Annotated in this window: 26 protein-coding genes; 10 read left to right on the forward strand and 16 right to left on the reverse strand. The window is 55.8% G+C overall.

The genetic code is table 11. The features are described from left to right. Positions 1–380: 380 nt before the first annotated feature. Both ACWKX3_RS02345 and ACWKX3_RS02350 read left to right on the forward strand, forming a co-directional pair. Positions 381–3,161, forward strand: coding sequence for a flavocytochrome c (locus tag ACWKX3_RS02345; RefSeq protein ID WP_454541206.1), 2,781 nt, complete (start codon positions 381–383; stop codon positions 3,159–3,161). A 93-nt stretch (positions 3,162–3,254) separates the two neighbouring features. Beyond that, the gene (locus tag ACWKX3_RS02350) at positions 3,255–4,217 is read left to right on the forward strand and encodes an FAD:protein FMN transferase (protein ID WP_454541207.1); all 963 of its coding nucleotides are present in this window, start codon (positions 3,255–3,257) and stop codon (positions 4,215–4,217) included. On the opposite strand, the gene dcuR is transcribed toward ACWKX3_RS02350, so the two are convergent. Both dcuR and ACWKX3_RS02360 read right to left on the reverse strand, forming a co-directional pair. Then, positions 4,198–4,917: a two-component system response regulator DcuR gene (gene dcuR, locus ACWKX3_RS02355; RefSeq protein WP_102890543.1), complete on the reverse strand. Its 720-nt coding sequence runs from the start codon at positions 4,915–4,917 to the stop codon at positions 4,198–4,200. The genes ACWKX3_RS02350 and dcuR overlap by 20 nt on opposite strands. Then, positions 4,914–6,530, reverse strand: a complete 1,617-nt coding sequence (locus tag ACWKX3_RS02360) for a sensor histidine kinase (RefSeq protein ID WP_454541208.1) — start codon at positions 6,528–6,530, stop codon at positions 4,914–4,916. The genes dcuR and ACWKX3_RS02360 overlap by 4 nt, the downstream gene beginning before the upstream one ends. Positions 6,531–6,693: 163 nt before the next feature. Between ACWKX3_RS02360 and ACWKX3_RS02365 the strand changes: the two genes are divergently transcribed. Beyond that, positions 6,694–7,557 carry an N-acetylmuramic acid 6-phosphate etherase gene (locus ACWKX3_RS02365; protein WP_313826926.1) on the forward strand — a complete coding sequence of 288 codons (864 nt, stop codon included), beginning with the start codon at positions 6,694–6,696 and terminating at the stop codon, positions 7,555–7,557. Between the two features lie 42 nt (positions 7,558–7,599). On the opposite strand, the gene ompC is transcribed toward ACWKX3_RS02365, so the two are convergent. Beyond that, on the reverse strand, positions 7,600–8,739 hold the full coding sequence (gene ompC / locus ACWKX3_RS02370; protein WP_454541209.1) for a porin OmpC: 1,140 nt from the start codon (positions 8,737–8,739) through the stop codon (positions 7,600–7,602). A 365-nt stretch (positions 8,740–9,104) separates the two neighbouring features. Between ompC and ACWKX3_RS02375 the strand changes: the two genes are divergently transcribed. From ACWKX3_RS02375 to ACWKX3_RS02385, 3 genes are read left to right on the forward strand one after another with little or no spacing between them, the layout of a single operon-like run. Further along, on the forward strand, positions 9,105–9,800 hold the full coding sequence (locus tag ACWKX3_RS02375) for a phosphohydrolase (RefSeq protein ID WP_454541210.1): 696 nt from the start codon (positions 9,105–9,107) through the stop codon (positions 9,798–9,800). 49 nt (positions 9,801–9,849) lie between these two features. Continuing rightward, on the forward strand, positions 9,850–11,283 hold the full coding sequence (locus tag ACWKX3_RS02380) for a DNA cytosine methyltransferase (protein ID WP_006176229.1): 1,434 nt from the start codon (positions 9,850–9,852) through the stop codon (positions 11,281–11,283). Beyond that, a complete protein-coding gene (locus ACWKX3_RS02385) occupies positions 11,264–11,767 on the forward strand; it encodes a very short patch repair endonuclease (protein ID WP_454541211.1) in 504 nt (167 codons plus the stop codon). The genes ACWKX3_RS02380 and ACWKX3_RS02385 overlap by 20 nt, the downstream gene beginning before the upstream one ends. Here the strand turns inward: ACWKX3_RS02385 and yedA are convergent. Further along, on the reverse strand, positions 11,727–12,641 hold the full coding sequence (gene yedA, locus ACWKX3_RS02390; RefSeq protein ID WP_006176227.1) for a drug/metabolite exporter YedA: 915 nt from the start codon (positions 12,639–12,641) through the stop codon (positions 11,727–11,729). The two genes, ACWKX3_RS02385 and yedA, sit on opposite strands and share 41 nt — an antisense overlap. Before the next feature lie 178 nt (positions 12,642–12,819). Here yedA and ACWKX3_RS02395 point away from each other — a divergent pair, with 178 nt between their 5' ends. From ACWKX3_RS02395 to dgcQ, 3 genes are all read left to right on the forward strand, one after another. Continuing rightward, a complete protein-coding gene (locus tag ACWKX3_RS02395) occupies positions 12,820–13,731 on the forward strand; it encodes a DUF808 domain-containing protein (RefSeq protein WP_042320151.1) in 912 nt (303 codons plus the stop codon). 77 nt (positions 13,732–13,808) lie between these two features. Next, the gene (locus ACWKX3_RS02400; RefSeq protein WP_042320149.1) at positions 13,809–13,991 is read left to right on the forward strand and encodes a YodC family protein; all 183 of its coding nucleotides are present in this window, start codon (positions 13,809–13,811) and stop codon (positions 13,989–13,991) included. Between the two features lie 78 nt (positions 13,992–14,069). Further along, on the forward strand, positions 14,070–15,770 hold the full coding sequence (gene dgcQ / locus ACWKX3_RS02405) for a cellulose biosynthesis regulator diguanylate cyclase DgcQ (protein WP_454541212.1): 1,701 nt from the start codon (positions 14,070–14,072) through the stop codon (positions 15,768–15,770). On the opposite strand, the gene ACWKX3_RS02410 is transcribed toward dgcQ, so the two are convergent. Together ACWKX3_RS02410 and yodD are read right to left on the reverse strand one after the other, a co-directional pair. Further along, positions 15,755–16,555, reverse strand: coding sequence for a mannosyl-3-phosphoglycerate phosphatase-related protein (locus tag ACWKX3_RS02410; protein WP_006176223.1), 801 nt, complete (start codon positions 16,553–16,555; stop codon positions 15,755–15,757). The genes dgcQ and ACWKX3_RS02410 overlap by 16 nt on opposite strands. Before the next feature lie 300 nt (positions 16,556–16,855). Further along, complete coding sequence (yodD, locus tag ACWKX3_RS02415) at positions 16,856–17,083, reverse strand: YodD family peroxide/acid resistance protein (RefSeq protein WP_042320145.1); 228 nt, start codon at positions 17,081–17,083, stop codon at positions 16,856–16,858. A 129-nt stretch (positions 17,084–17,212) separates the two neighbouring features. On the opposite strand from yodD, the gene dsrB reads away from it, so the two are divergent. Further along, positions 17,213–17,401, forward strand: a complete 189-nt coding sequence (gene dsrB / locus ACWKX3_RS02420; RefSeq protein ID WP_003859583.1) for a protein DsrB — start codon at positions 17,213–17,215, stop codon at positions 17,399–17,401. A 98-nt stretch (positions 17,402–17,499) separates the two neighbouring features. On the opposite strand, the gene rcsA is transcribed toward dsrB, so the two are convergent. From rcsA to fliJ, 10 genes are all read right to left on the reverse strand, one after another. Beyond that, entirely contained in the window at positions 17,500–18,123 is a 624-nt protein-coding gene (rcsA, locus tag ACWKX3_RS02425) for a transcriptional regulator RcsA (protein WP_006176221.1), read from the reverse strand. Between the two features lie 296 nt (positions 18,124–18,419). After that, positions 18,420–19,205 carry a flagellar biosynthetic protein FliR gene (fliR, locus tag ACWKX3_RS02430; protein WP_006176220.1) on the reverse strand — a complete coding sequence of 262 codons (786 nt, stop codon included), beginning with the start codon at positions 19,203–19,205 and terminating at the stop codon, positions 18,420–18,422. A gap of 7 nt (positions 19,206–19,212) precedes the next feature. Then, entirely contained in the window at positions 19,213–19,482 is a 270-nt protein-coding gene (gene fliQ / locus ACWKX3_RS02435) for a flagellar biosynthesis protein FliQ (RefSeq protein ID WP_006176219.1), read from the reverse strand. Between the two features lie 10 nt (positions 19,483–19,492). Continuing rightward, positions 19,493–20,230, reverse strand: a complete 738-nt coding sequence (gene fliP, locus ACWKX3_RS02440) for a flagellar type III secretion system pore protein FliP (protein WP_006176218.1) — start codon at positions 20,228–20,230, stop codon at positions 19,493–19,495. Continuing rightward, entirely contained in the window at positions 20,230–20,604 is a 375-nt protein-coding gene (fliO, locus tag ACWKX3_RS02445; RefSeq protein ID WP_454541213.1) for a flagellar biosynthetic protein FliO, read from the reverse strand. The genes fliP and fliO overlap by 1 nt, the downstream gene beginning before the upstream one ends. 2 nt (positions 20,605–20,606) lie before the next feature. After that, positions 20,607–21,020 (reverse strand): flagellar motor switch protein FliN, encoded by a 414-nt coding sequence (gene fliN, locus ACWKX3_RS02450; protein WP_006176216.1) that lies wholly within the window; start codon positions 21,018–21,020, stop codon positions 20,607–20,609. Then, on the reverse strand, positions 21,017–22,021 hold the full coding sequence (gene fliM / locus ACWKX3_RS02455) for a flagellar motor switch protein FliM (RefSeq protein ID WP_006176215.1): 1,005 nt from the start codon (positions 22,019–22,021) through the stop codon (positions 21,017–21,019). The genes fliN and fliM overlap by 4 nt, the downstream gene beginning before the upstream one ends. 4 nt (positions 22,022–22,025) lie before the next feature. After that, on the reverse strand, positions 22,026–22,496 hold the full coding sequence (gene fliL / locus ACWKX3_RS02460; RefSeq protein ID WP_006176214.1) for a flagellar basal body-associated protein FliL: 471 nt from the start codon (positions 22,494–22,496) through the stop codon (positions 22,026–22,028). Positions 22,497–22,602: 106 nt separating this feature from the next. Continuing rightward, on the reverse strand, positions 22,603–23,829 hold the full coding sequence (fliK, locus tag ACWKX3_RS02465) for a flagellar hook length control protein FliK (RefSeq protein ID WP_454541214.1): 1,227 nt from the start codon (positions 23,827–23,829) through the stop codon (positions 22,603–22,605). After that, positions 23,826–24,269 (reverse strand): flagellar export protein FliJ, encoded by a 444-nt coding sequence (gene fliJ / locus ACWKX3_RS02470; protein ID WP_006176212.1) that lies wholly within the window; start codon positions 24,267–24,269, stop codon positions 23,826–23,828. The genes fliK and fliJ overlap by 4 nt, the downstream gene beginning before the upstream one ends. Positions 24,270–24,275: the final 6 nt, after the last annotated feature.

Here is a 24,275-nt window from a genome sequence, read left to right on the forward strand (position 1 = left end):
TATTTTTAAACTTTTTAAAATAACCACTCCGGCTTATGTGGGTATTATTTGTTTTTGAGGATAAATTTATCATATTGATAACAAAATTTTGTGTGGTCTGTTTTATGTTGTTGATTTTAGTGTTTTTTTATTGATTGTGGGTTAATGGTAAGGCCATTTGTAGCTTAACATGTTTTAAATAATTGTGAATGACTGAAACAATGTTACTAACACCAATGTATTACGAATGTTATTTCAGGGATTAAATAGTTTTATAACTAACGTAATAGCTTTAGTAACTAAAAAAATCTTTATATTAGTATTATGACATCGGCATAAAAAACGAAATAAAACCGCGCCCGATAACGAATTCTTAATTTCTAAAGTTTGGAGTTTTTATTATGAACACTAACGAACGCATGTTGAGTCCTTTCACTCTGCCGAATGGTACCGAACTGAAAAACCGTTTGTTAATGGCGCCAATGACCACCTGCACCGGCTATTACGATGGTTCCGTGACCAGCGAGCTGGTGGAGTACTACCGGGCGCGGTCAGGAAGCATCGGCACAATCATCGTTGAGTGCTGTTTTGTCGACGATCTGGGCCTCGCTTTCCCCGGCGCGATTGGTATCGATAACGACGAAAAAATTGCCGGGCTGGCAAAAATTGCGGAGGCCATCAAATCCAAAGGCTCCAGAGCGTTACTGCAGATCTACCACGGCGGCCGCATGGTCGACCCGAAGCTGATTGGTGGCCGCACGCCGGTTGGGCCGAGCGCTGTTGCCGCGCCGCGTGAGGGGGCCGCAACGCCGGTTGCCCTGACCACCGAAGAAGTGGAAGGGATGATCGTTAAGTTTGGCGACGCGGTGCGTCGCGCGATTCAGGCCGGCTTTGACGGCGTCGAGATCCACGGTGCCAACACCTACCTGATTCAACAGTTCTATTCCCCTAACTCTAACCAGCGTGACGACGAGTGGGGCGGCAGCCGCGATAAGCGCGCCAGATTCCCGCTGGCGGTGCTGGACATCACCCATAAAATGGTGCGCCAGTACGCGGACGATGCTTTCATCATTGGCTACCGTTTCTCACCCGAAGAGATGGAAGTGCCCGGGATCCGCTTCGACGACACCCTGTACCTGCTGGAAAAACTGGCGGCGCGCGGCGTGGATTACCTGCACTTCTCCGTCGGCGCAACCCTGCGTCCGTCCATCGTGGATACCCAGGACCCAACGCCGCTTATCGAAAAATATCTCGCGATGCGCTCTGACACTCTGGCTCAGGTGCCGGTGATGGGCGTGGGTGGCGTGGTGAACGCGTCTGACGTCAATGAAGCGCTGGACCACGGCTACGATCTGATTGCCGTAGGCCGTGCGACCATCGCCTACCCGGACTGGACCGACCGCATTGCCGCGGGCGAAAACCTTGAGCTGTTTATGGACAGCACACAGCGTGAAGCGTTGAACATCCCGGAACCGCTGTGGCGTTTCTCGCTGGTGGAAGCCATGATCCGCGACATGAGCATGGGCGAATCCAAATTCAAACCGGGCACGTTTGTTGAGAAAGTCCAGGATGACACCAACGAGCTGGTAATCAACGTTAGCCTTGAGACCGACCGCATTGCCGATATCGAACTGGCCTCCGGCCCGGAGGACAACGTTGAGTTTGTCACCAGCTTCGAAGAGATCCGCACCCGCATCCTTGATGCTAACACCCCGCACGTCGATGCCATTACCGGCGCGACCAGCCAGAGCGAAGCGGTGAAAAAAGCCGTTTCCAAAGCGATGCTGAAATCCAGTAAAGCGCTGGCGGCAGAGGAGGGGGCGGACCCGAACGAAACCAAATCCTTTGATGTTGTCGTGATCGGCAGCGGCGGTGCGGGGCTGGCAGCGGCCATTCAGGCCCACGATGAAGGCGCGAGCGTGCTGATCGTCGAGAAAATGCCGACCATTGGCGGTAATACCATCAAAGCCTCCGCCGGGATGAACGCGGCAGAAACCCGCTTCCAGCGTGTAAAAGGGATCCAGGACAGCAAAGCGCTGTTCTACAAGGAGACCCTGAAAGGCGGCGGCAACAAGAACAACCCGGAACTGCTGCATCGCTTCGTTGAGAACGCGCCTGAGGCCATCGAATGGCTGGCAACGCGCGGTATCATGCTGAACGACATCACTACCACCGGCGGGATGAGCATCGACCGCACCCACCGTCCAAAAGACGGCTCCGCGGTGGGGGGTTATCTGATCAGCGGCCTGGTGCGCAATATCAACAAACGCAATATCGACGTGATGCTCGACACCTCCGTCAGCGACATCCTGTTTGAAAACGGTGAAGTGACCGGCGTACGGCTGACCACCGAAGAGAACGAAACCTTCACCGTCGATGCGAAAAGCGTCATTGTGGCGACCGGTGGCTTTAGCGCCAACAGCCAGATGGTGGTCAAATACCGTCCTGACCTCGACGGGTTTGTGACCACCAACCATAAAGGGGCCACCGGCGGCGGCATCGCCCTGCTGGAACGTATTGGCGCGGGCACCGTGGATATGGGTGAAATTCAGATCCACCCAACCGTTGAGCAGAACACCTCATACCTGATTTCTGAATCCATTCGCGGTGGCGGGGCGATTCTGGTAAGCCAGCAGGGTAACCGCTTCTTCAACGAAATGGAGACCCGTGATAAAGTCTCCGCGCAGATTATTGCCCTGCCGGAGAAATACGCTTACATCGTCTTTGACGAGCATGTTCGCACCAAAAACAAAGCGGCGGATGAGTATATCGCTAAAGGCTTTGTCACCAGCGCCAGCTCGCCTGAGGCGCTGGCCGAGAAGCTGGGAATGAACAGCGAGGCCTTCCTGACGACGCTGGCGCGTTACAACGGTTTTGTCGAAAAACAGCATGACGATGATTTTGGCCGGACCACCGCGCTGCGTGCGCCAATCAACGAAGGGCCGTTCTACGCCATTCAGATTGCACCGGGCGTGCACCACACCATGGGCGGCGTGACCATTAACACCGAAACCTGCGTGCTGGATACTCACCACAACGTGCTGCCTGGGGCGTTTGCGGCGGGTGAAGTGGTCGGCGGGATCCACGGGGGTAACCGTATCGGCGGTAACGCCGTGGCAGATATCATTATTTTTGGTACCCTTTCCGGACATCAGGCGGCGATGCGCGCGAAAAATGCCTAAGGTATCTGTGTTGCAGGCCGGATAAGCGCAGCGCCATCCGGCATTTTCCCCGGCGGCGCGGTGCTTGCCGGGGCGACATCGAGGAGACATGCTATGCCCGACGGCCATCGCGTCTACAGCTATTCCGCCGTTCTGATGGGGTCACCCATCCTCCTGAAACTCTTCTCCCATGACGAAGCGCTCGCCTCCCGCGTTTTTCGCCTGATCCGCCACTATGAAGATCTGTTTACCGTCAACCGCGCTCAGTCAGAGGTGATGGCGATCAATCATGCTGCCGGCCAACATCCGGTTACCGTTAGCCGCCCGGTGTTTGAGCTGATCCGCTGTGCGCGGGCGGCAAGCCTGCTTAAAAACAGCGCGTTCAACCTCGCGATTGGTCCCCTGGTCAAGCGCTGGAAGATCGGCTTTAAGGGCGACAGCGTACCGCCTGCCGATGATATTGCCGCGCTGCTGGCTATCACCCGCCCGCAAGAGGTGGTGCTCGATGAAACTGACTCCAGCGTATTTCTGACCAAAGCCGGAATGGAGATCGACCTGGGAGCCATTGCCAAGGGCTACATTGCCGATCGCGTGCGTGATTATCTGCAAAGAGAGGGCGCTGAACGGGGGTTGATTAACCTCGGCGGCAATATCCAGACGCTCGGCTCGCCGGAGGGGGGCTGGAGCGTGGGGCTGAAAAAACCGTTCAGTACCGATGCACTGATTGGTGCCATTGTGGTGGAGAACCGGTCAGTGGTGACTTCAGGAACTTACGAACGCTATTTTGAACAAAACGGCAAACGCTATCACCACATTCTTGACCCGCGTACCGGCTACCCGCTGGACAACGCGCTGGACAGCGTCACCGTGGTGTCGAAAGATTCCCTGGATGGCGATCTCTGGACCACGCTGTTATACGGGATGGGTGCAGAAAAAGGCTGCGAGGCGCTGTGTGCGCGCCCGGACATTGAGGCCATCTTTGTGACCAAAAGCAAAGACGTGGTGATCTCGTCGATGCACCACTTCCGCTTCACCTTACTGGATAACGCCTACCGCGTTACTGACAATACTGTTTAAGCAGCCCGATCTGCTCGGGTTGCAGACGGTAGCGATAAACCGGACGCCCGGTCGCACCGTAATGAATACTGGTGAACAGGATGTTGATCTGCGCCAGCCAAATCAGATACTTGCGGCAGGAGACGCGGGAAATATTGACCGCGTTGGCCAGATCGTCGGTGGAGAACTCCGTCTCGGGATGTTCGTCAATCCACTGGCAAATGGTGCGCAGCGTTTGCGGCGTCAGCCCCTTCGGTAATTTTTTACTGTCCGCCAGCTCAGGCGCGCCGCCGTGCAGCAGCCTGTCCACATCCGCCTGCTCATAGTACTGATGTGAACCCATCAGGTTGTGCTTCGCCTTCCAGCCGTTCAACGCCTCTTCAAAGCGCGGGAACTGGAACGGTTTGATCAGGTAATCCACCACGCCGTAATGCATGGAGGTCTGAATGGTGGCGGCATCGGACGCAGAAGAGATCATAATCACGTCAATCGGGCGGCCGGACGCGCGGATCACGGGCAGCAGATCCAGGCCGTTATCCTGCTGCATATAGACGTCGAGCAGCACCAGATCGACAGGCTGGTCGGGATTGTTGATGATGGCCTCGGCCTGGTTGAGCGTGGAGGCGACGCCGCAGCAGCTAAACCCGTCAACACGATTGACATACAGACGGTTGAGGTCGGCTACCATGGCGTCATCATCGACAATTAATACATTTATCACGCGATATTCCTCTCGCTATCCCAGGGGATGTGAACAAAAAATTGAGTAAATACGCCCGGCTCAGACTCGACGGTAATGTCACCGCCCAGATTCTGGATCTGCTGGCGTGCAAGGAATAGCCCAACGCCGCGGTTTTCACCTTTCGTTGAGTACCCTTTGGTAAAAACGTCCTCCAGATGGAGGGGATCGATACCGGGACCGTCGTCGCTGACTTCACAGCTTAGCCAGCCGCCCTGATAGTGCAATAAAAGGCCAATCTCGCCCTCTGGCTGATCGTGCATGGCATCCAGCGCGTTTTCAATCAGGTTGCCGAGCACGGTGACCAGCACTGCGGCCTGTTCTTCGTTAGCCGTATCGGGCAGGTGACAGTCTTCGGCCAGCGTCAGGGTAACCCCGGCCTCCTTGGCGCGATTGATTTTGCCAAACAGGAAGCCCGCAATGACCGGTGATTTGATTTTGCGCTGGATCGCGCCGATATCGGTCTGGTAATTATTCGCGGTCTGGAGGATATACTCCTCCAGCTTGTCATAGCGTTTCATGTGCAGCAGACCCAGGATCACGTGCAGCTTGTTCATAAACTCATGGGTATGGGCGCGCAGGGCGTCCACGTAGTTCACCATGCCGTCGATACGCTGCATGAGCTGGCTGACCTCTGTTTTATCACGGAACGTGCTGATCGCACCGATAACCCGGTTCTGGCTTTTCACCGGCACCATGTTACACAGCAGAAGCCTGCCGTTGCAGCCGATCTCCCGCTCCTGACGCGCCACGCCGGTTTTCGCCACCTCGCGCAGGCTTGCCAGCAGCGGTTCGCTGGCGTTCTCCGACTGTTGGCCCGACGGCAACAGCAAAATTTCTCGCGCGGCGTGGTTCACCATCGTCACGCGACCATGGGTATCCACAGCGATAACCCCTTCGCGCAGCGACTGAAGCATCGCCTGCCGCTGTTCAAACAGGGCCGAAATTTCATACGGCTCCAGCCCAAACAGGATCCGTTTCAGCACCCGGACCAGGCCCCAGATCGCCAGCGAACTCATTAATATGCTGAACAGGATCGTCCAGACCGCGTTCAGCCTTCCGCGCGTGATCTGATCCTCAACCTTTTTCAGGGAGATCCCCACGATCACCACGCCAATCTGATCGTGCTGGCTATCGTAGACGGGGGTAAACACGCGCAGCGCTTCGGCGAGCGCGCCCCGGTTGACGGAGACGTTCTCTTTCCCCTCCAGCGCGGGCGTCAGATCGTCACCAATAAAATGCAGCCCCAGCAGCGCTTCGTTTGGGTGCGAGTAGCGGATACCGCGCATATCGGTCACAACGGTGAACAGCAGATCGTTGCGCCGGGTGACGGCCTGCGCGATGGGCTGAATAATATTATCCTGAGGCGATGCCATTAAACCGCGCCGGACGTCCGGGCTGTCGGCAAAGGTGCGCGCAATGCCGAGGGCGGTGTCTTTGACATCGTCTCGCGTGGCGCGGGTGATTTGCATGGAGTAGAGCGCAAATACCAGCAGCAGAACGGAGCCGATGATGGCGCATACCATGAGCGTGACCAGAGTGTAGAGTTTCATCGGACGCTTGCGCGACGGAGAAAGTTGCTGCAAATCGCTCATTACCGCTCCGCGATGATCGAGAAAGGGGGTAATTATCACCGATGATGGGCATTTCTTAAAGCCGTGTAAATCTGGCCGTTGCGCCGCTTTCGTGACCCTCCTCGCAGGTCATCCATATAAAACACTTTATAGTGTGTGGGAACTCATAATAAGGAGGCTGTTTATGAGCATTATGCTTACCGGTTCGGTCAAGGAAAGACGGCACGCCAGCACGATGAATATCGACCGATTGTCCACGCTGGACATGCTGAACGTCATTCACCAGGATGATGCCCACATCTCACAAGCCATTACTCCCTTTTTACCTCTCATTGCCCGCGTGGTCGATAACGCCGCCGCCACGCTAAGCCATGGCGGTCGCCTGGTGATCGTGGGCGCTGGCCCTTCCGGGCGAATAGCGGAACAGGCGGCGGCGGAGTATGCGCCGGGTAAACACCCTGTCCTGGCCATTACGGCGGGAGAGGAGGCCAACAGCTACGAGCAGGGCGTGGCCGATCTTCAGGCGATCACATTCGGCGAGCATGACATGATGCTGGCCCTCACCGTCAGCGGCAAAACGCCCTGGGTCTGGGGGGCAATGCGCCACGCCTGGTCGCTGGGGGCTGTTGTCGCGGTTATTACGGGCGACGCCCAAAGCGAAGCGGCGCAGCTGGCAGGCATGGTGATCGCCCCTGAACTGGGTCCGGACGTGGTGGCCGGGTATGGCAATACCAAAGCCGGAATTGCCCAAAAGATGATCCTCAATCAGGTGACGACCGGACTGGCCGTTCGTACCGGGCGGGTCTACAGCAATCTGCGCGTTGATATCGAGGCGAAAAATACCCGATGGGCGGAGCGGCAAATCGCCATTGTGATGGCGGCGGCGGGCTGCACCCGGGCGGTGGCGAAAGCGGCCCTGGAGGGCGGTAACCAGAATTGCAAAACGGCGGTCTTAATGGTGCTGACAGGGCTGGATGCCTGGCAGGCGCATGAGCTGCTGGCGCAAAATAACGGGTTTATCCGGGTGGCGTTGCAGGAAGCGCCATAACAAAAAAAAGCCCGCATACGCGGGCTTTATCATTTATCAGGATTAGAACTGATAGGTCATGCCAACGCCAACGATGTCGTCGGTAGAAATACCGTATGCATTGTACAGGCCTTCGTCTTCATCCAGCATGTTGATTTTGTAGTCAACATAAGTAGAGAAGTTTTTATTGAAGCTGTAGGTCATGCCCAGGTCAACGTAGTTAACCAGGTCTTTGCTGAAGCCCTGACCATCCAGGTCTTTGCCTTTTGAGTAAACCCACGCCAGAGAAGGACGCAGGCCGAAGTCGAACTGGTACTGAGCTACCGCTTCGAAGTTCTGAGTCTTGTTCGCGATACCGATATCACCGAATGGCGTCATGTTGCGGGTTTCTGCATACATCATGGCCAGATAGATGCTGTTCGCGTCGTATTTCGCGCCAACGGTCCATGCTTCAGCACGCTCGCCAGCAGCTACACCAACGCTTTCGTAGCTTTTCCCTTTACCTACCTGTTTGTTGGTACGATCGGAAGAAGAGTAGGCCGCGCCCAGGCTCAGGCCTTCGAGATCGCCCGCGAAGTCATAAGAGGTAGACATGCCGTAGCCGTCGCCGTTCTGGAACTGAATGTCGTTGTGGCCATTTTTCGTGCCTTCCTGGTCTTCTTCAGCGTTAGCGCCTTCGTTCGCACCCTGATACTGCAGCGCAAAGTTCAGGCCATCAACCAGACCGAAGAAATCATTGTTGCGGTAGGTTGCAAGGCCATTGGCACGGCCAACCATGAAGTTGTCGGTCCAGGTGTAAGAATCACCACCGAATACCGGCAGCATATCGGTCCAGGCTTCAACGTCATACACCACGCCATAATTACGGCCATAGTCGAATGAACCGTATTCGCCATATTTCAGACCGGCATACGCCAGACGGTTATAGGATTTATTGGCGCCTTCGGTGTCGTTGGCGAAGATCTTATATTCCCACTGGCCGTAGCCGGTCAGGTCGTTAGTGATCTGCGTTTCGCCTTTGAAACCAACCTGCATGTAGGTTTCGTCACCATCATCGCCTGGGTTATCAGAGAAGGTATGACGCGCGTCGACTTTGCCGTACAGGTCAACTTTGTTGCCGTTCTTGTTGTACATTTCAGCCGCGTTTGCTGCGCCTGCCATTAATAATGCGGGTACCAGAATTGCCAGAACTTTTCTTTTCATTATATATTCCCTTTAAAGATAATTTATATGAATATATGTAATCACTCTCCGCAATTACAGGGTCGATACTATTCTAAGGATTGTTTTTTTGGTTCAAAAATAAATGTAATTAATCTGGTATAAATATTACAAAATATTTCTATTCATCTCTTTATTTTTCATGTGAATGCATTTCCTTGCTGCATAAGGACTAATTATTATTAAGTATTTCTATTTTGTATTATTCGTGATGTTTAATTTTTGATGCTTATATATTCCGTACGCCTTCAGGTAATAAATGGATGAGGGGAATGTGTACCTCGTAAGGGAAGGGTGCTGGTTGCAGGGAAAATTGCTATGGTTAGCGTTTAAAAAAGGATAAGACCATGGAACTTGCACCCTGGCAGCGCTGCTTCGAAGCGTGGCTGACCAAAAACCACACTTCGGATGACGCCGCCCATGATATGTCGCACTTTCGCCGCGTCTGGATGACGGCACAAAAACTGATGGCGGGCCAGCCGGTCAATCCGCTGGTGGTCCTCACCGCATGCTATTTTCATGACATTGTCAGCCTGCCGAAAAATCATCCTGAACGCGGTCAGTCGTCGCAGCTGGCGGCACGTAAAACGCGGGACATTCTGCAGCGCGATTTCCCCGACTTCCCGGCGCAGCATTACGCCGCCGTGGAACATGCTATCGAAGCGCACAGCTTCAGCGCCGGAATTGCGCCGCAAAGCCTGGAGGCAAAAATCGTTCAGGATGCTGACCGGCTGGAAGCATTAGGAGCCATTGGCCTGGCGCGCGTCTTTGCGGTCTCCGGCGCGCTGGGCGCGGCACTCTTTAATCCAGAGGACCCTTTCGCCGAAGCCCGAACCTTAGATGACAAAGCCTGGGCGCTCGATCACTTCCAGACCAAGCTGCTCCGTTTACCTGACACAATGCAAACCGCAGCCGGGCGCGAATTCGCGCGGCATAACGCCGATTTCCTGATAGATTTTATGGCGAAACTCAGCGCTGAACTACAGGGTGATTGCCTGGGGCGTGATAGCCAGGTGCAGAACCGCTTCCGTCGCAGTTTGTGATCCTGAACTGTGGTAATCTGTTCCCCGTCTTTATTGTCCGGTTAAAATAATGCAGGAAAATCAATTCGTCACTGAGCCCGCGCCCGAGCGGGTTGAGAAATCAACGGCAGCGGTGCAGGCGTTACTGCGCCAGCTGCTGGATATCTATGATGCAAAAACCCTGGCAAACCAGCTGGAGAACCACGGCGGGAGCCACTGGAGCCCGGCAATCGTTAAAAGACTGCTCATCAGCGACCGGGCAGGCCAGCGCCTGAGCGACGATGAGTTCCGCTACCTGCAAAATTTGCTCCCGCGTCCCTCTGCCGCGCACCCGAACTATGCGTTCCGCTTTATCGATCTCTTTGCGGGCATCGGCGGCATTCGCCACGGTTTTGAAGCGATTGGCGGCCAGTGCGTGTTTACCAGCGAGTGGAATAAACATGCGGTGCGCACCTACAAAGCCAACTGGTATTGCGATCCCGACGAACATCATTTCAATGCAGATATCCGCGACGTCACCCTGAGCCACAAAAGCGGCGTGACCGATGAAGAGGCCGCCCACCATATTCGCCAGGCTATCCCGGCGCACGATGTGCTGCTGGCGGGCTTTCCGTGTCAGCCTTTCTCTCTGGCAGGGGTCTCGAAAAAGAACGCGCTGGGGCGCGCCCACGGTTTCGCCTGTGATACCCAAGGAACGCTGTTTTTCGACGTAGTACGCATTATTGACGCCCGCCGCCCGGCTATTTTTGTGCTGGAAAACGTCAAGAATTTGAAAAGTCACGACGGCGGGAAAACCTTCCGCATCATCATGCAAACCCTGGACGAACTGGGCTATGACGTGGCGGATTCGAAGGACATGGGGGCCGACGACCCGAAAATTATCGACGGCAAACATTTCCTGCCGCAGCACCGCGAGCGTATTGTGCTGGTGGGCTTCCGCCGCGATCTCAACCTGATGGGGGATTTCACGCTGCGCAATCTTCCCGCCCTCTATCCGGCTCGCCGTCCCACCATTGCGGACCTGCTGGAACCCGCTGTGGACGCAAAATTTATTCTGACCCCGGTGCTGTGGAAATATTTGTACCGCTATGCCAAAAAACATCAGGCCAAGGGTAACGGCTTTGGTTTTGGCATGGTGAATCCGAACGATCCGCACAGCGTTACCCGGACATTATCGGCGCGCTATTACAAAGACGGTGCCGAGATCCTTATCGACAGAGGCTGGGATAAAGCGCTGGGAGAAAAAGATTTCGACGATCCGATCAACCAGCAGCACCGCCCGCGTCGCCTGACCCCGCGTGAATGTGCCCGTCTGATGGGGTTTGAAACGCCACAGGGCTACAGTTTCCGCATTCCTGTGTCGGACACCCAGGCCTATCGTCAGTTCGGCAATTCAGTGGTCGTCCCGGCGTTTGCTGCGGTCGCGAAGCTGCTGCTTCCTCGTATTCAGCAGGCCGTTGCGCGACGTCAGAGCGAGGCCGTCAATGACGGATGTTCACAATAAGGCCACCCGCAGTAAAAACATGCGGGCCATCGGCACGCGTGATACCGCCATTGAAAAACGGCTGGCCGGCCTGCTGACCGAGGCTGGCTTCGACTTTCGCGTGCAGGACGCGGCGCTTCCCGGGCGTCCTGATTTCGTTATCGCTGATTACACGTGCATCATTTTTACCCACGGCTGCTTCTGGCATCACCACGACTGCTATCTGTTTAAAGTCCCGGCCACGCGGACTGACTTCTGGCTGGATAAAATCGGCAAGAACGTGTTGCGCGATCGTCGCGATATCGCCGCGCTTATCGCGCAGGACTGGCGGGTATTGGTGGTCTGGGAGTGTGCACTGCGCGGCAGGTTGAAGCTGAAGGATGCGGAGCTGAGCGAACGGCTGGAAGAGTGGATCTGCGGCGGCGGTCAGGCCGCGCAGATCGATACCCAGGGGATCCGCCCGCTTACGGTTTCTCCCCCTCACACGCCACGACCACCGGCTTAGCGGGCAGCAGGTATTTGCCCAGCGTCACCAGCACCACAGCAAATACAATTACCCCAAGCGCCAGCCACTCGATGGTGGACAGCGTTTCGCCGCCAAAACCGGTTCCCAGCAGCACCGCAACCACCGGGTTCACATAGGCATAGCTGGTGGCGACGGCGGGGGAGACGTTGCGGATCAGGAACATATAGGCGTTGATCGCAATAATGGAGCCGAAAAGCGCCAGATAACCCACGGCAAGGAAGCCCGAAAGCGGCGGCATCGCCGTCAGCTTCTCGCCGGTTAACAGCGAGGCGATAAGCAGCACAATGCCTGCCGCCAGCATCTCAATGGCCCCTGCCATCATCCCGGTCGGCAGCGCAATGCGCGAGCCGTACACGGACCCAAACGCCCAGCTCATCGAGCCGATCAGAATAATCACCGCGCCCCATGGGTTGCCGCTCAGGTTGCCGCCGCTGTTCAGCATCACGATCCCGGCAAGCCCAATAGCAATGCCCAGCCACTCCAGTTTGCGGGTACGAATGCCAAACAGGCGGCTAAAGCAGAGCGTAAACAGCGGCACGGTCGCCACAACTACCGCCGCAATGCCGGAGGGTACGTTACGGTGTTCCGCAATGGTGACGAACCCATTGCCCACCGCCAGAAGCAGTAAGCCAATCAGGGCGGCGTTGAGCATTGGGCGCAGCGGTGGAAGCTTGTGGCCGCGCAGCAGCAGAAAGGCCAACAGCAGAACGCCAGCCGACAGGAAACGAACGCCGGCCATCAGCAGCGGCGGCCAGCTTTCGACGCCAATTCGAATCACAAAATAGGTGGAACCCCAGATGATATACAGCGAAAAAAGCGCCCCAATGAGCGGTAATAAGTGCCGGAAACGCATAATCCCTCACGACGACATAAAAAGTTCGCTCATAGTAAACGCCAAAACTATCCCGCAGGCGAGCGCTTTAATTGTGTTATAGATGTGAAATAATTGTTGACTTGAAGTGCCTGTTTCAGGGTTTTCGCTTTTGCTCCATACTATTTACTTAATTACCAAAAAAAGAAGGATAGAAATTTTGGCAGGAAGTAGCTTATTAACATTGCTGGACGATATCGCCACCTTGCTGGATGACATTTCGGTCATGGGAAAACTGGCAGCGAAAAAGACGGCCGGCGTGCTGGGAGATGATTTATCGCTAAATGCCCAGCAGGTCAGCGGGGTCAGGGCGAACCGGGAGCTGCCCGTCGTATGGGGTGTGGCGAAAGGATCTTTTCTCAACAAGGTTATTCTTGTACCGCTGGCGCTGTTGATCAGCGCATTTATCCCCTGGGCGATCACGCCGCTGCTGATGATTGGCGGGGCTTTTCTCTGTTTCGAAGGGGCAGAAAAAATACTGCACTCGTTTGCATCGCGTAAAGAGAACGACACGCCGGAGGTGCGCCAGCAGCGTCTGGAGGCTCTGGCCGCGCAGGATCCGAAAACCTTCGAGCGCGATAAGGTAAAAGGCGCTATCCGTACCGACTTCATTCTGTCGGCGGAAATTGTGGCGATCACCCTTGGGATTGTCTCCGACGCGCCGCTGCTCAATCAGGTGCTTATCCTGTCCGGCATCGCTATCCTGGTGACGGTGGGCGTGTATGGCCTGGTGGGGCTTATCGTGAAGCTGGATGACATTGGCTACTGGCTTGAAGAGAAGTCGAGTGCGGTCGCGAGAGGCATTGGTAAAGGCCTGCTGGTGCTTGCGCCCTGGCTAATGAAAAGCCTGTCCATCGTGGGTACCCTGGCGATGTTCCTCGTCGGCGGCGGGATCGTGGTCCACGGCATTGCGCCGCTGCATCATGCGATCGAGCATTTTGCGTCAGCGCAGGGGTCACTCGTGGCGACCATACTGCCTACGCTGCTTAACCTGGTTATCGGGTTTATCATTGGCGTCGTTGTGGTTCTTGTGGTTAAGATGGTGGGCAAAGTGCGCGGCACCTCGCATTAATTGTTACGCGCGCCAGGATGCAAAAAGGCCGGTCCTCGTCTAAATTGAAACAGTTTCACCCTGATAAGGAGGCGGGTATGGTCTTTTTGGTCAGTGATGAAGTTAAGCCAAAAAATGGCGGCCCGCGCATGATTGTCACCGGGTATTCCAGCGGAATGGTGGAGTGTCGATGGCATGATGGTTACGGCATTAAGCGGGAGGCGTTTCGTGAAGACGAGCTTCTCCCCGGTGACCGACGCCAGCAGCGCGATAAGGCTTGATCACGTAACGCCCGGCCTGGCCGGGCGTTTTTACTGGGCTTAATGTAGTAGATAAAGAGTGGCAATCAGGGAGTGTGTGTGCAACGCGATACCTTTGTTGTAAGACGGTCTTTTCTGCACGGGTTACGCACGCGTAGCAATCCAGGCCTGATTGTAAATGTCTGTTTTCTGGTGGTACTGATCTTTTCTACGCTGCTGACGTGGCGTGAGGTGGTGGTGCTGGAGGAGGCGTATGTCTCAAGCCAGCGAAACCATCTGGAAATCGTGGCGAATGCGCTGGACCGGCAGCTGCAGTTTAGCGTGGATAAGCTGCTTTTTTTTCGCAAAAGCATGAACGAGGCGCTGAGCACCCCGCTGGCGTTTGGCGTTCTGCAGGATGCCGTTTCGCGCTTTAACGCACTGCGGACAAAACCCTTCTGGCAACTGGCCGTCGATAAATCCCGAACCTTGCCCGTAAACGGCGTCTCCGACGTTTTTGTTGAAAAAACCACGCTGCTGAACCGGGATAACGCGCTGCTTAACCATGAAATCTCGGCCGCGCTTGAGGTGGGGTATTTACTGCGCCTGGCCTCCTCTTCGTCCCACCGGGAATCGCGGGCGATGTACGTTTCACGCGCCGGATTCTGGCTCGCCACCGACGCACCGGCGAAAATCACTGACGCCATTTCTCGTTACTACGCGTTCGTGACCCAGCCGTGGTTCGCCGGGCAGTCCGAACGCGAAAACCGCGCGGGCGCAGTGCGCTGGTTTTACGCTTCTACCCCGTCAGCCGTCGAGCCACACTCAACGATCACCGCCAGTGTGCCGGTCTATCACGATCGCTACTGGTATGGCGTCATTGCCCTGGAATTTACCCAGGCAACCCTGCGGCGTTTGCTGATGGAGGCGGTAGATGACCGCACGGAAGGGGAGTATCAGCTGTACGACACCCGCCTAAAGCTGATTGCCTCCTCTGAGCTTTCGTCAGCCACCGTTAATCAGTTCGACGCCGCTGAACTTGCGCAGATTGCGAAGGCGATTGAGGGCGATACGGAAGGGGGGCTGCGCATGGGCAGTCGCTATGTGAGCTGGGTCAGGCTGGGACATTTCGACGGCGTAATGCTGCGGGTCCACACGCTTGATGAAGGCGTGCGTGGCGAATTCGGCAGCATCAGTATCGTGCTGGCGCTCCTGTGGGCGCTGTTCAGCGCCATGCTGCTGATCTCCTGGCTGCTTATTCGGCGGATGGTCAGCAACATGTACACCCTTCAGCACTCATTGCAGTGGCAGGCCTGGCATGACCCGCTGACCCGGCTCCACAACCGCGGAGCGCTGTTTGAGCGTGCCAACAGGCTTGCCAGAGAGTGTCAGGCGCAGTCCCGGCCGTTTTCGGTTATCCAGATCGATCTTGACCACTTCAAGAACATCAATGACCGCTTCGGGCATCAGGCCGGGGATAAAGTGCTCTCTCACGCCGCAGGGCTGATTGCGGGCGGGTTGCGGCCCTGCGACGTCGCCGGACGCGTGGGCGGGGAAGAGTTCTGCGTGGTACTGCCAGGTCTTGCCCTTCCGCAAGCGGCCGCCATTGCCGAGCGCATTCGCTCGCGCATCGACAGCAAAGAGATCCTGTTGAAAAAGAGTACGACGCTGCGCATCAGCGCCTCGTTTGGCGTGAGCTGCGCCCATGAGAAGGGGAACTACAATTTTGATCAGCTGCAGTCAATCGCCGACCTGCGCCTTTACCAGGCGAAACAGCGCGGACGCAATCAGGTGGTGTGGCAGGATCACGACAAGAAGTGATCCAGCCCCTCGCGCCAGCCTTCCGGGCCCGCGTGTTGCGTATGATAAACCCGCTCCGGCGAGTCGTTCACAAGCGTAATGCCCTGGCGGTTGATGCCTTTAATGACCACCGCATAATCAACGTTTTCCAGCAGCGGGGCGTCGTTGGGGCCATCCCCGAGGCCTAACGTCGTGGGTTCGATATTCTCATGCTGGCGGTACTGCTCAACCAGCCAGCGGGCCGCCACGTCTTTACCGCAGCGAACGTCCAGGACGTGCCAGAAGCGTGCCCCCTGCACCAGCTTAAGGCCGTGCTGGGCCAGTTCTTCTTCAAATTGCGCCATCTGTGCGTCGCTGTCGCGCCAGATTAAGGTCACGGACGCCTCATGCTTGCAGGCGAGGGTGGCGCGAAGGCGGGTAAGCCCCGTCCATTCGCCAATGGTCTGAACATCCACATCGTCAAACGTCGTGAATTTGTATTGCCTGCTGGCACGTATCCGGGCAAGACACTGCGCAATGTCCTGGTGCGCCATTCCGCTGAGGCTTCGCGAGGTGTCTTCCCAGCGAACGTCAGGCTGAATAACCGCGCCGTTTTCGGCAATCAACGGCAGGCCATCCAGACCCAGCTCTCGCTGGATGTCCGTCATCTCTGCGGCGGTCTTGCTGCTGCACAGAACCACGGGGATTTGACGGTCGCGCAGCGTCTCCAGCCATGGCTTTGCAGGCTGCCAGTCATAGGTGTGAATATCAAGGAGCGTTCCATCCAGATCGGTGATGATGACCAGCGTCTCCTGCAGTGAAATCATAACTACTCCTGATTAAAGGTTGATGGCGCTCTAAGAATTTTCCTAAAAAAATTCTGAAAATTAGTGCACTGTTTTGGAACCGATCCCGCGCAAGCCACAGAAGACGCTAGTTGTACACTCATAACCAAAAAGTACAGACATAAAATATAATATGCGCCATAAGAATATATGCTTGTCATGCAAATACGTTGAGGATAGTGTTTCTCCTACATCAGATTTCCTGGTGTAACGAATTTTCAAGTGCTTCTTGCAAAAGCAAGTTTGATCCCGGTCATCCCCATGACCGGGATTTTTTTCGCCCTAGCGGTTCGCCTCCGACACGCTAAAGTCATGAATATCCAGCTCGAACGCTTCGGCCAGCTCGCGGTAGGTATGGTAATCCCTCCCGTTTACCATCACCCTTTCGGAATCATCCTCTGCACGACGTACTTCGGACTCACTGATCTCATTGATGGCGGCCAGCAGGGCATCGACATCCACTTCGACTTCGCGTTTGATGGTGTCGCTATACTCTTTGTTGGTCTTCATTACGGGGTACCTCATATAAACGTGTCCACAGTTAAGTATAGACCGCACACAAAAACGGCATTCGCATCCGCCAGCGATGTCAGCTTATGCGTTTTGTTCTACACTGGCTCAAAACCACAGGAGGAATGTATGAAGGTCAACGATCGGGTAACCGTCAAAACGGACGGTGGGCCGCGCCGCCCGGGTGTGGTGCTGGCGATAGAGGAGTTCAACGAAGGCACCATGTACCTGGTGTCACTGGAAGACTACCCGCTCGGCATCTGGTTCTTTAATGAACTGGGTCATCCGGATGGCATCTTTGTGGAAACGGCAGAATAACGCGGCGTCGGGCAACGCGCCCGACTTTGCTGCTTTAACGCAAAAATCTCTGGCCAGGCCAGAGATCGAAGGTAGGGTACAGTAGATGTTGAAAGGGGTTAGCGCATATTGACGAAAATTCCATTTGTCACATTATCCGTCAGGCGTACGACGTGATAGATCACTTGCTTATTATGCGTTTTAATCTTCCTTTTAATATTTCCCTTATGTGACGAAACGGTTTTGGCTTTGATATTCATCTGGTCTGAGATTTGAATTGTCCCTTGCCCAGCCATCCACATTCTTAACATGCTCGATTCAGTTCTGCTTAATGAAAGCGTGGGTAAGTTAACCGCGCCTACATCTTTTACTTCTTTATTCAAATAGTCACCCAAAATGTCATCCAGCGACTCGGGTTTAATTGACTTAGAACTGATCAATAAATTTTTTCGAACCAACAAATATTCGTCGAAGTGAATATTCGCGATCGCCATAAAAACAATAAACAGAGTCTTAGGATGCTGATTAATGATTAGCTTAATTTTCTGACTGTTGGCTGGATCGTGTATGAAACAGTCCTCATTAATAAACACCACGCCGGGCCTGTGTTGGTCACAAGCGGCTGCAAGGTCGTCAACGGTGTGTGCATCGTTGATGTCTCTCTTTCTTACCCCTCTGCTTGCCAGATACCCGGTTAACCCTAGCCGGGTGTAACTGCATAAATCCATAATGATCGTTGACATGGCATACCCTCACTCAATGCGTAACGATAATTCACCATCTGCCTGAGAGCTCATAAACAGCCATACGGGATGGAAAAAACGTAATAAAACCTGTGAGCATCACAAAGACTTTCAGGCGGACTCACTATCCCGTAAAGTTACGTATAATTTGCCAGGAATCTTCTTAAAGTAAAGTAAATATTAAGTATTGTGAGGTGGTTAGAAACAATTAAACCGCGTCAGATATATCCTGGTAGATGTTTTTCGAGTTTTATTTTAGGAATATCCTCAGAAAGACATTGCGGTTAGGCGGGTTATTACTTTCGTGGCAATTCGCTGACAATATCCGCTAACAGGTTGAATAGTTCGCTGAATAAATGTTCGCAGAACGGAGCGATAAGTGGCATTAGCAATGACATTAATAAAATACCGACGGTCAGGGTCACCGGAAAACCAATCACAAATACGGAGAGCTGCGGGGCCATTCTGTTGAGTAACCCCAGCGAAAGGTTGACGGTCAGCAGCAGGGTGATGATCGGCAGCGCCAGCATCAGCCCGTTAAGGAAGATCAGGCCCGCTGCCCGCGTGAGCGCCAGAAACGCGTTGCTGTTGACGGGATTATCGCCTATCGGCAGCGTGTGAAAGGTGTCGACCAGCATGGAGATCAACCACAGATGGCCGTTGAAGGTGAGGAACAGCAGCATCGCCAGCATATCGATAATGCGCGCCAGCACCGGCATATTCAGATGGGAGCCGGGGTCGATGAAGGTCGCGAAAGAGAGCCCCATCTGCAGGCCAATCAGCTCACCGGCGGTACGCACGGCGGCAAACGCCAGTTGCATGGTAAACCCGACGGCCACGCCAATCATGATCTGCTGCAGCGCCACCCAGACTGCTTTTGCGGAAAAAATCGGGATATCAACCGGCGGCAGCGAAGGGGCAATAATAATGGTGATAATAATGCCCAGCCCGACCTTTACGCGCTTGGGAATGGTGCGTTCGCTGAGGATAGGGGCGGTGGAAATCAGCGCCAGAACGCGCAGCATCGGCCAAAAATAGAGGCCAAGCCACTGCATCCACTGGTCGCTGGTAAAGTGCAGCATCCTGTTATCAGCCGATGATGTAGGGAAGGTTGGTAAACAGGGTGCGCATGTAATCCAGCAGCAGATTCAGCATCCACGGCCCGGCCACGATGATCGCCACAAATACCGCGATGATTTTCGGGATAAAGGACAGCGTCATTTCGTTAATCTGCGTCGCGGCCTGCAGGATACTGATGACCAGACCGGTGACCAGCGCCACCAGCAGCAGCGGCGCGGCTACGGCAATCGCCACGCGCATTGCCTCCGTGCCCATCATCATGACCGATTCTGGCGTCATTGCGCGATCCTCAACTGTAGAAACTTTGCGCGAGGGAACTGACCAGCAACTGCCAGCCGTCGACCAGGACAAAAAGCATGATTTTGAAGGGCAGGGCAATGGTAGCGGGGGGAACCATCATCATACCCAGCGCCATCAGCACGCTGGCGATCACCAGGTCGATGATCAGGAACGGAATGAAGATCGTAAAGCCAATCTGGAATGCCGTTTTCAGCTCGCTGGTCACGTACGCTGGCAGCAGAATGCGCATTGGAACGGCTTCCGGCCCCTGCAATTCGCCGGTGTTGGCCAGGCGGGCGAACAGTGCCAGATCCGCTTCACGCGTCTGGCGCAGCATAAATTCGCGCAATGGCTGAGCGCCTTTTTCCAGCGCGACCTCCATCGAGATCTTATCTTCGCTGAACGGCTGATAGGCGTCGGTGTAAATTTTATCGATCACCGGCGACATAATGAAAAAGGTCAGGAACAGCGCCAGCCCGAGCAGCACCTGGTTAGGCGGTGCGGACGGCGTGCCGAGGGCGTTTCGCAGCAGACCAAAGACGATGATGATTCGGGTGAAGCTGGTCATCATCAGCAGGATTGCAGGAATAAACGTCAGCGAGGTGATAAACACCAGCGTCTGCACCGGCAGGGACCAGCTTTGTCCGCCACCCGCCATCGGGGTGGAGATCAGGCCCGGCAGCTGGGCGTAAACGGCAGGGGCAAACAGGCCAAGGCCAGCAAGCGTAAGGGATAACAAACGGCGCATCAGGATCTCCCGGAACGCTTAAGCAAACTCTTCATGATGGACTGAAAATCCGCCGGGGCGTCTGTCGTCACGTCATCTGCGACGGGCGCAGGAGGCAGTTTATGGAGCACGTTGATCGTCGTGGCGGTCACGCCAAGAACCAGGCGCGCATCTTCAACGTCAACAATGACCACGCGCTCGCGTGGCCCAAGCGTGGTGCTGGCACTGACCTTCAGACCGCGTCCGGCGGCGGTTTTACCCGCCACGCCAAAGCGCTTTGCCAGCCATGCGGCAATAAGAATAAAGGCAATAATACCGAACAGGGCGCCGCTCACCTGAAGCAGCGGCGAACCCGGTACCGCTGTGGGTTGGGATACTGTTGCCTGGGTTTTCATCGTTAGCGGCTCAGACGACGCATACGTTCGGACGGGGTAATGATGTCGGTAATACGCACGCCGTATTTATCCGCCACGACCACCACTTCCCCCTGGGCAATCAGATAACCGTTAATCAGAATATCCAGCGGCTCGCCGGCCAGGCCGTCAAGGGCAACAACCGAACCCTGCGTCAGGCGCAGCAGCTCTTTAATGGTCATCCGGGTGCGTCCCAGCTCCACGGTCAGTTTGACCGGGATATCCATGATCAGGTCGATATCCTGCAGCGTACCGCTGACGTCACCGCCGCCTAACTGCTGGAACACGGCATCCGCCGCGCTTTTGCCCGGGGTGGTTTTTTGCTCGTTCAACGCATCAGCCCACAGATCGTCCAGTGCTCCGCTGTTTTCATCGGACGGATTGTTCATGTCACTCATTTGGGCTGTTCCTCATTCAGCGAATTCAAAATCGGGTTGATCAAGTGCTCAACGCGTAGCGCATACTGGCCGTTTATCGTGCCGTACTGGCTTGTCAGCACGGGTACGCCATCCACATGGGCAATAATGCGGTCGGGTTTGTCTATCGGCAGAACATCGCCGGGTTGTAATTTCAGGATCTGGGATAAGCGCATCGACACGTCGGCGAAGTTAGCCACCAGCTCCAGCTGCGAATGCTGAACCTGACGCACCAGATTTTCGCGCCAGTTCTGATCTTCATGGCGTGAGTTTTCCAGCGGCGGGTTGACCAGCAGCTCGCGAAGCGGCTCGATCATGCTGAACGGCAGGCAGATATTGAACTCGCCGGTCAGGTTGCCAATTTCCACATGGAACGGGGTATTCACCACGATATCGTTCGGCGAGGTGGTGATGTTGGTGAACTTCACCTGCATCTCGGAACGCACGTACTCCACTTCCAGCGGGTTAATCGCTTTCCACGCGTCGCTGTAGGATTCCAGCGCCAGCTTCAGCATGCGGTTGATTACGCGCTGCTCGGTGTGGGTAAATTCACGACCTTCCACCTTCGTCGGGAAGCGGCCATCGCCGCCAAACAGGTTATCAACCGCGATAAACACCAGGCTTGGCGAAAACACCACCAGACCGGTACCGCGCAGCGGCTTGAGGTGGATCAGGTTAAGGTTGGTCGGCACCGGCAGGTTGCGGGCAAACTCATGATAGGGCTGAATGCGGATCGCGCCAACGGTGATGTCCGGGCTACGACGCAGCAGGTTGAACAGCCCCATACGGAACTGACGCGCAAAACGTTCGTTGATGATCTCCAGCGCCTGAAGACGCTCGCGCACCACGCGACGCTGGGTATTCGGGTCGTAGGGACGAATGTTATCGTCACCGGCCAGACCCGGCTTTGGCTCATCGTTTTTATCGCTATCGCCGTTAAGCAGCGCGTCGATTTCTGCCTGAGAAAGAATGCTATCGCCCATGTCGTTACCGCAAAATGAAAGCTGTATACAGAACGTCGGTGACTTCCTGCTTAGGTTGACCATGGACCAGCGGTGTCGCCAGCGTCTGCTTGATGGCATCGACCAGCTTTTGCTTGCCGTCATCGGAGGCCAGCGCCGAGGCGTCCTGACGCGAGAACAGCAGCAGCAGGCGGCTGCGCACTTCAGGCAGATAATCGTTGAGACGGGCGCGCGTGGCTTCGTCTTTCAGGCGCAGCGTAATGCCGATGTACAGCACGCGGTCCGCATCGCCCAGGTTCACGGTAAACGTATCCAGCGGGAAGAAGACCGGTGCCGGTGGCGGCGGTGCTTCTGCTTTGGCGGCAGCGCCGGTCGGTTCCTGCTGCATACGCCAGTAACTGTAGCCTGCGGTGGCGCAGGCGGCGAGCGTGATCAACACCAGCAGCGGGATCCAGATGGAACGCTTACTTTTTTTGGTGATAGCGGAGTCAGTCATCTGATACGAGCTTCCTGTTTCGGTACAGCTTAATACGGTGATTATCCCGTGTCCGGCTTAGGTCAAAGCGTGGAAAAGACGGGGATAATCACGTTACCTCTGGCGTTTAGGCGAAGATGTCTACCGCGCCGTTACCGCGCGCGGCGGATTGCAGGGACGCGGGAGCAATAAGCAGGTCGTCACTCTCTTCATTGAAGCCCCCCTGCTGGCCGGAGCGGGAGGCATGCTGTTGCTGCTCAGAGGAAGACTGTTGCTGCCCGGCAAAACTCTCGCTGCTGACGCTGCTCTGGGAAAGCTGAATACCGTTTTCAGCAAGCTGGGTGCGCAGCATTGGCAGCGCGGCTTCCAGCGCCGCGCGAACGTGGCTGTGCGGCGACACCAGCTGCAGCTGCGCCTGGTTATCATCGAGCTTAAGGGAAATCTGTACCTGACCGAGATCTTCCGGATGCAGACGCAGCTCCGCTGACTGTTGTCCCTGCTTCGTGAACAGCGTGATGTGCTGGCTCAGCGTTTGCTGCCATTCCGGTGTACCGAGCGGCTGGCTCAACACCGGGGCCGTCGCAACGGTTGCCGCAGGCTGTGAAGGCGCAGGGGTAGTCACCATCGGCGCAAGCGTGGCGGTTGGCGCGGTGGCGGTAGACGTCGAGGCCGCCGCGATATCCTGTTTCTCCGCTACGCCGTTCGCGACCGGCGCGACGGGCACAGAGGCGTCAGCACCTTGCGCAAGGGGCTGGTATGGCGAGGCGGTTTTGCCCTCATCGCGACCCGGCAGGTCAGCGGTCAACGCGTGCCGCCCGGCAGTGGACGGCGTCAGGGCGGCGGAGGGAAGGGACGCGCGGGCGCTCAGGCCTTCGGCGCTCTTCGGTTGCGCGGCAACCGCCGTCTGCTGGTGCGGCAGCATGGCCATTAACGCGCTAAGCCCGGCCAGCTCCTCGTCAGTGAGCGAGGTTTTCGTCTCTTCTTTCGCTGCCGCCGTGGTTAACGACTTCAGCGCGTCACCGTGGGCCGCAGGCGCAAGACCGGCCACCAGGGTTTGCAACGCGGTAGCGTGCGGCGCGTCCTCCTCGACCAGAGTCTCCTGGCGGGCAAGAAGGTCGGCAAGTTTTGCCTGTAGCGGGGTGTTATCCCCTTTCGCCGCGTCTTTCGACAGCGTGCTGCCGGCGGCATTCAGGTCTGCCAGGGTTAGCGGCGCATCTTTGCCCTGACCGCCGGTTTCCGTCAGCGCGCCCGCCAGCAGGGAGAGAAAATCCTGTGCACCCTCGGTGCCTTTCCCCGTCTGCGTGCCGCCTGACAGGTCGCTGTCGGTCATCAGCAGTTGTTGCAGTGTGATCATTCCGGTTTCCTCATTGATGCGCGCTGGGCAAACTCATCCATTTTTTTCTGATCCAGACGGTTCTCCGCCAGGGTCGATGCGGCGATCTGCCGGTCCTGTAAGGTTTGCCAGGCCTGCAGTCGTTGTTTTTTCTCGCGCCAGAAGTTGAGCGCGATGTCGACTTTTTCCGTCCACTGAAAAAGCTGCTGACGATGCTGTTCAATCGCTTTTTCCAGGGTCTGAATAAACTGCTGGTAGTTGATCCAGCGCTGGCTGCCGATGCCCTGCGTCATGTCGGTATTAAGGTTGGTGCGATACTCGTGCTGATAGTCGATTAACATCTTCAACTGTTCTTCAGCCTGCTGACATCCGCGCCGCATTGCGCCAAGCTGCAGTGCGGCATCATCAACTTCTTTTTCAGCCAGATCTTTTAGCGTTGATAACGCGCTGTTTTGCGCCATGACCTT

The organism is Enterobacter sp. UPMP2052 (assembly GCF_053709675.1).

Coding starts and splice junctions, on each gene's coding strand:
- ACWKX3_RS02385 (WP_454541211.1), top strand. CDS start 11,264: ATGACGGATGTTCACAATAAGGCCACCCGCAGTAAAAACATGCGGGCC.
- fliM (WP_006176215.1), bottom strand. CDS start 22,021: ATGGGCGATAGCATTCTTTCTCAGGCAGAAATCGACGCGCTGCTTAAC.
- fliP (WP_006176218.1), bottom strand. CDS start 20,230: ATGCGCCGTTTGTTATCCCTTACGCTTGCTGGCCTTGGCCTGTTTGCC.
- ACWKX3_RS02375 (WP_454541210.1), top strand. CDS start 9,105: ATGGAACTTGCACCCTGGCAGCGCTGCTTCGAAGCGTGGCTGACCAAA.
- ACWKX3_RS02380 (WP_006176229.1), top strand. CDS start 9,850: ATGCAGGAAAATCAATTCGTCACTGAGCCCGCGCCCGAGCGGGTTGAG.
- ACWKX3_RS02345 (WP_454541206.1), top strand. CDS start 381: ATGAACACTAACGAACGCATGTTGAGTCCTTTCACTCTGCCGAATGGT.
- fliO (WP_454541213.1), bottom strand. CDS start 20,604: ATGAAAACCCAGGCAACAGTATCCCAACCCACAGCGGTACCGGGTTCG.
- fliJ (WP_006176212.1), bottom strand. CDS start 24,269: ATGGCGCAAAACAGCGCGTTATCAACGCTAAAAGATCTGGCTGAAAAA.
- fliK (WP_454541214.1), bottom strand. CDS start 23,829: ATGATCACACTGCAACAACTGCTGATGACCGACAGCGACCTGTCAGGC.
- ACWKX3_RS02360 (WP_454541208.1), bottom strand. CDS start 6,530: ATGAGCGATTTGCAGCAACTTTCTCCGTCGCGCAAGCGTCCGATGAAA.
- yedA (WP_006176227.1), bottom strand. CDS start 12,641: ATGCGTTTCCGGCACTTATTACCGCTCATTGGGGCGCTTTTTTCGCTG.
- yodD (WP_042320145.1), bottom strand. CDS start 17,083: ATGAAGACCAACAAAGAGTATAGCGACACCATCAAACGCGAAGTCGAA.
- ACWKX3_RS02410 (WP_006176223.1), bottom strand. CDS start 16,555: ATGATTTCACTGCAGGAGACGCTGGTCATCATCACCGATCTGGATGGA.
- fliQ (WP_006176219.1), bottom strand. CDS start 19,482: ATGACGCCAGAATCGGTCATGATGATGGGCACGGAGGCAATGCGCGTG.
- ACWKX3_RS02365 (WP_313826926.1), top strand. CDS start 6,694: ATGAGCATTATGCTTACCGGTTCGGTCAAGGAAAGACGGCACGCCAGC.
- ACWKX3_RS02350 (WP_454541207.1), top strand. CDS start 3,255: ATGCCCGACGGCCATCGCGTCTACAGCTATTCCGCCGTTCTGATGGGG.
- rcsA (WP_006176221.1), bottom strand. CDS start 18,123: ATGTCAACGATCATTATGGATTTATGCAGTTACACCCGGCTAGGGTTA.
- fliL (WP_006176214.1), bottom strand. CDS start 22,496: ATGACTGACTCCGCTATCACCAAAAAAAGTAAGCGTTCCATCTGGATC.
- ompC (WP_454541209.1), bottom strand. CDS start 8,739: ATGAAAAGAAAAGTTCTGGCAATTCTGGTACCCGCATTATTAATGGCA.
- dsrB (WP_003859583.1), top strand. CDS start 17,213: ATGAAGGTCAACGATCGGGTAACCGTCAAAACGGACGGTGGGCCGCGC.
- fliR (WP_006176220.1), bottom strand. CDS start 19,205: ATGCTGCACTTTACCAGCGACCAGTGGATGCAGTGGCTTGGCCTCTAT.
- ACWKX3_RS02400 (WP_042320149.1), top strand. CDS start 13,809: ATGGTCTTTTTGGTCAGTGATGAAGTTAAGCCAAAAAATGGCGGCCCG.
- fliN (WP_006176216.1), bottom strand. CDS start 21,020: ATGAGTGACATGAACAATCCGTCCGATGAAAACAGCGGAGCACTGGAC.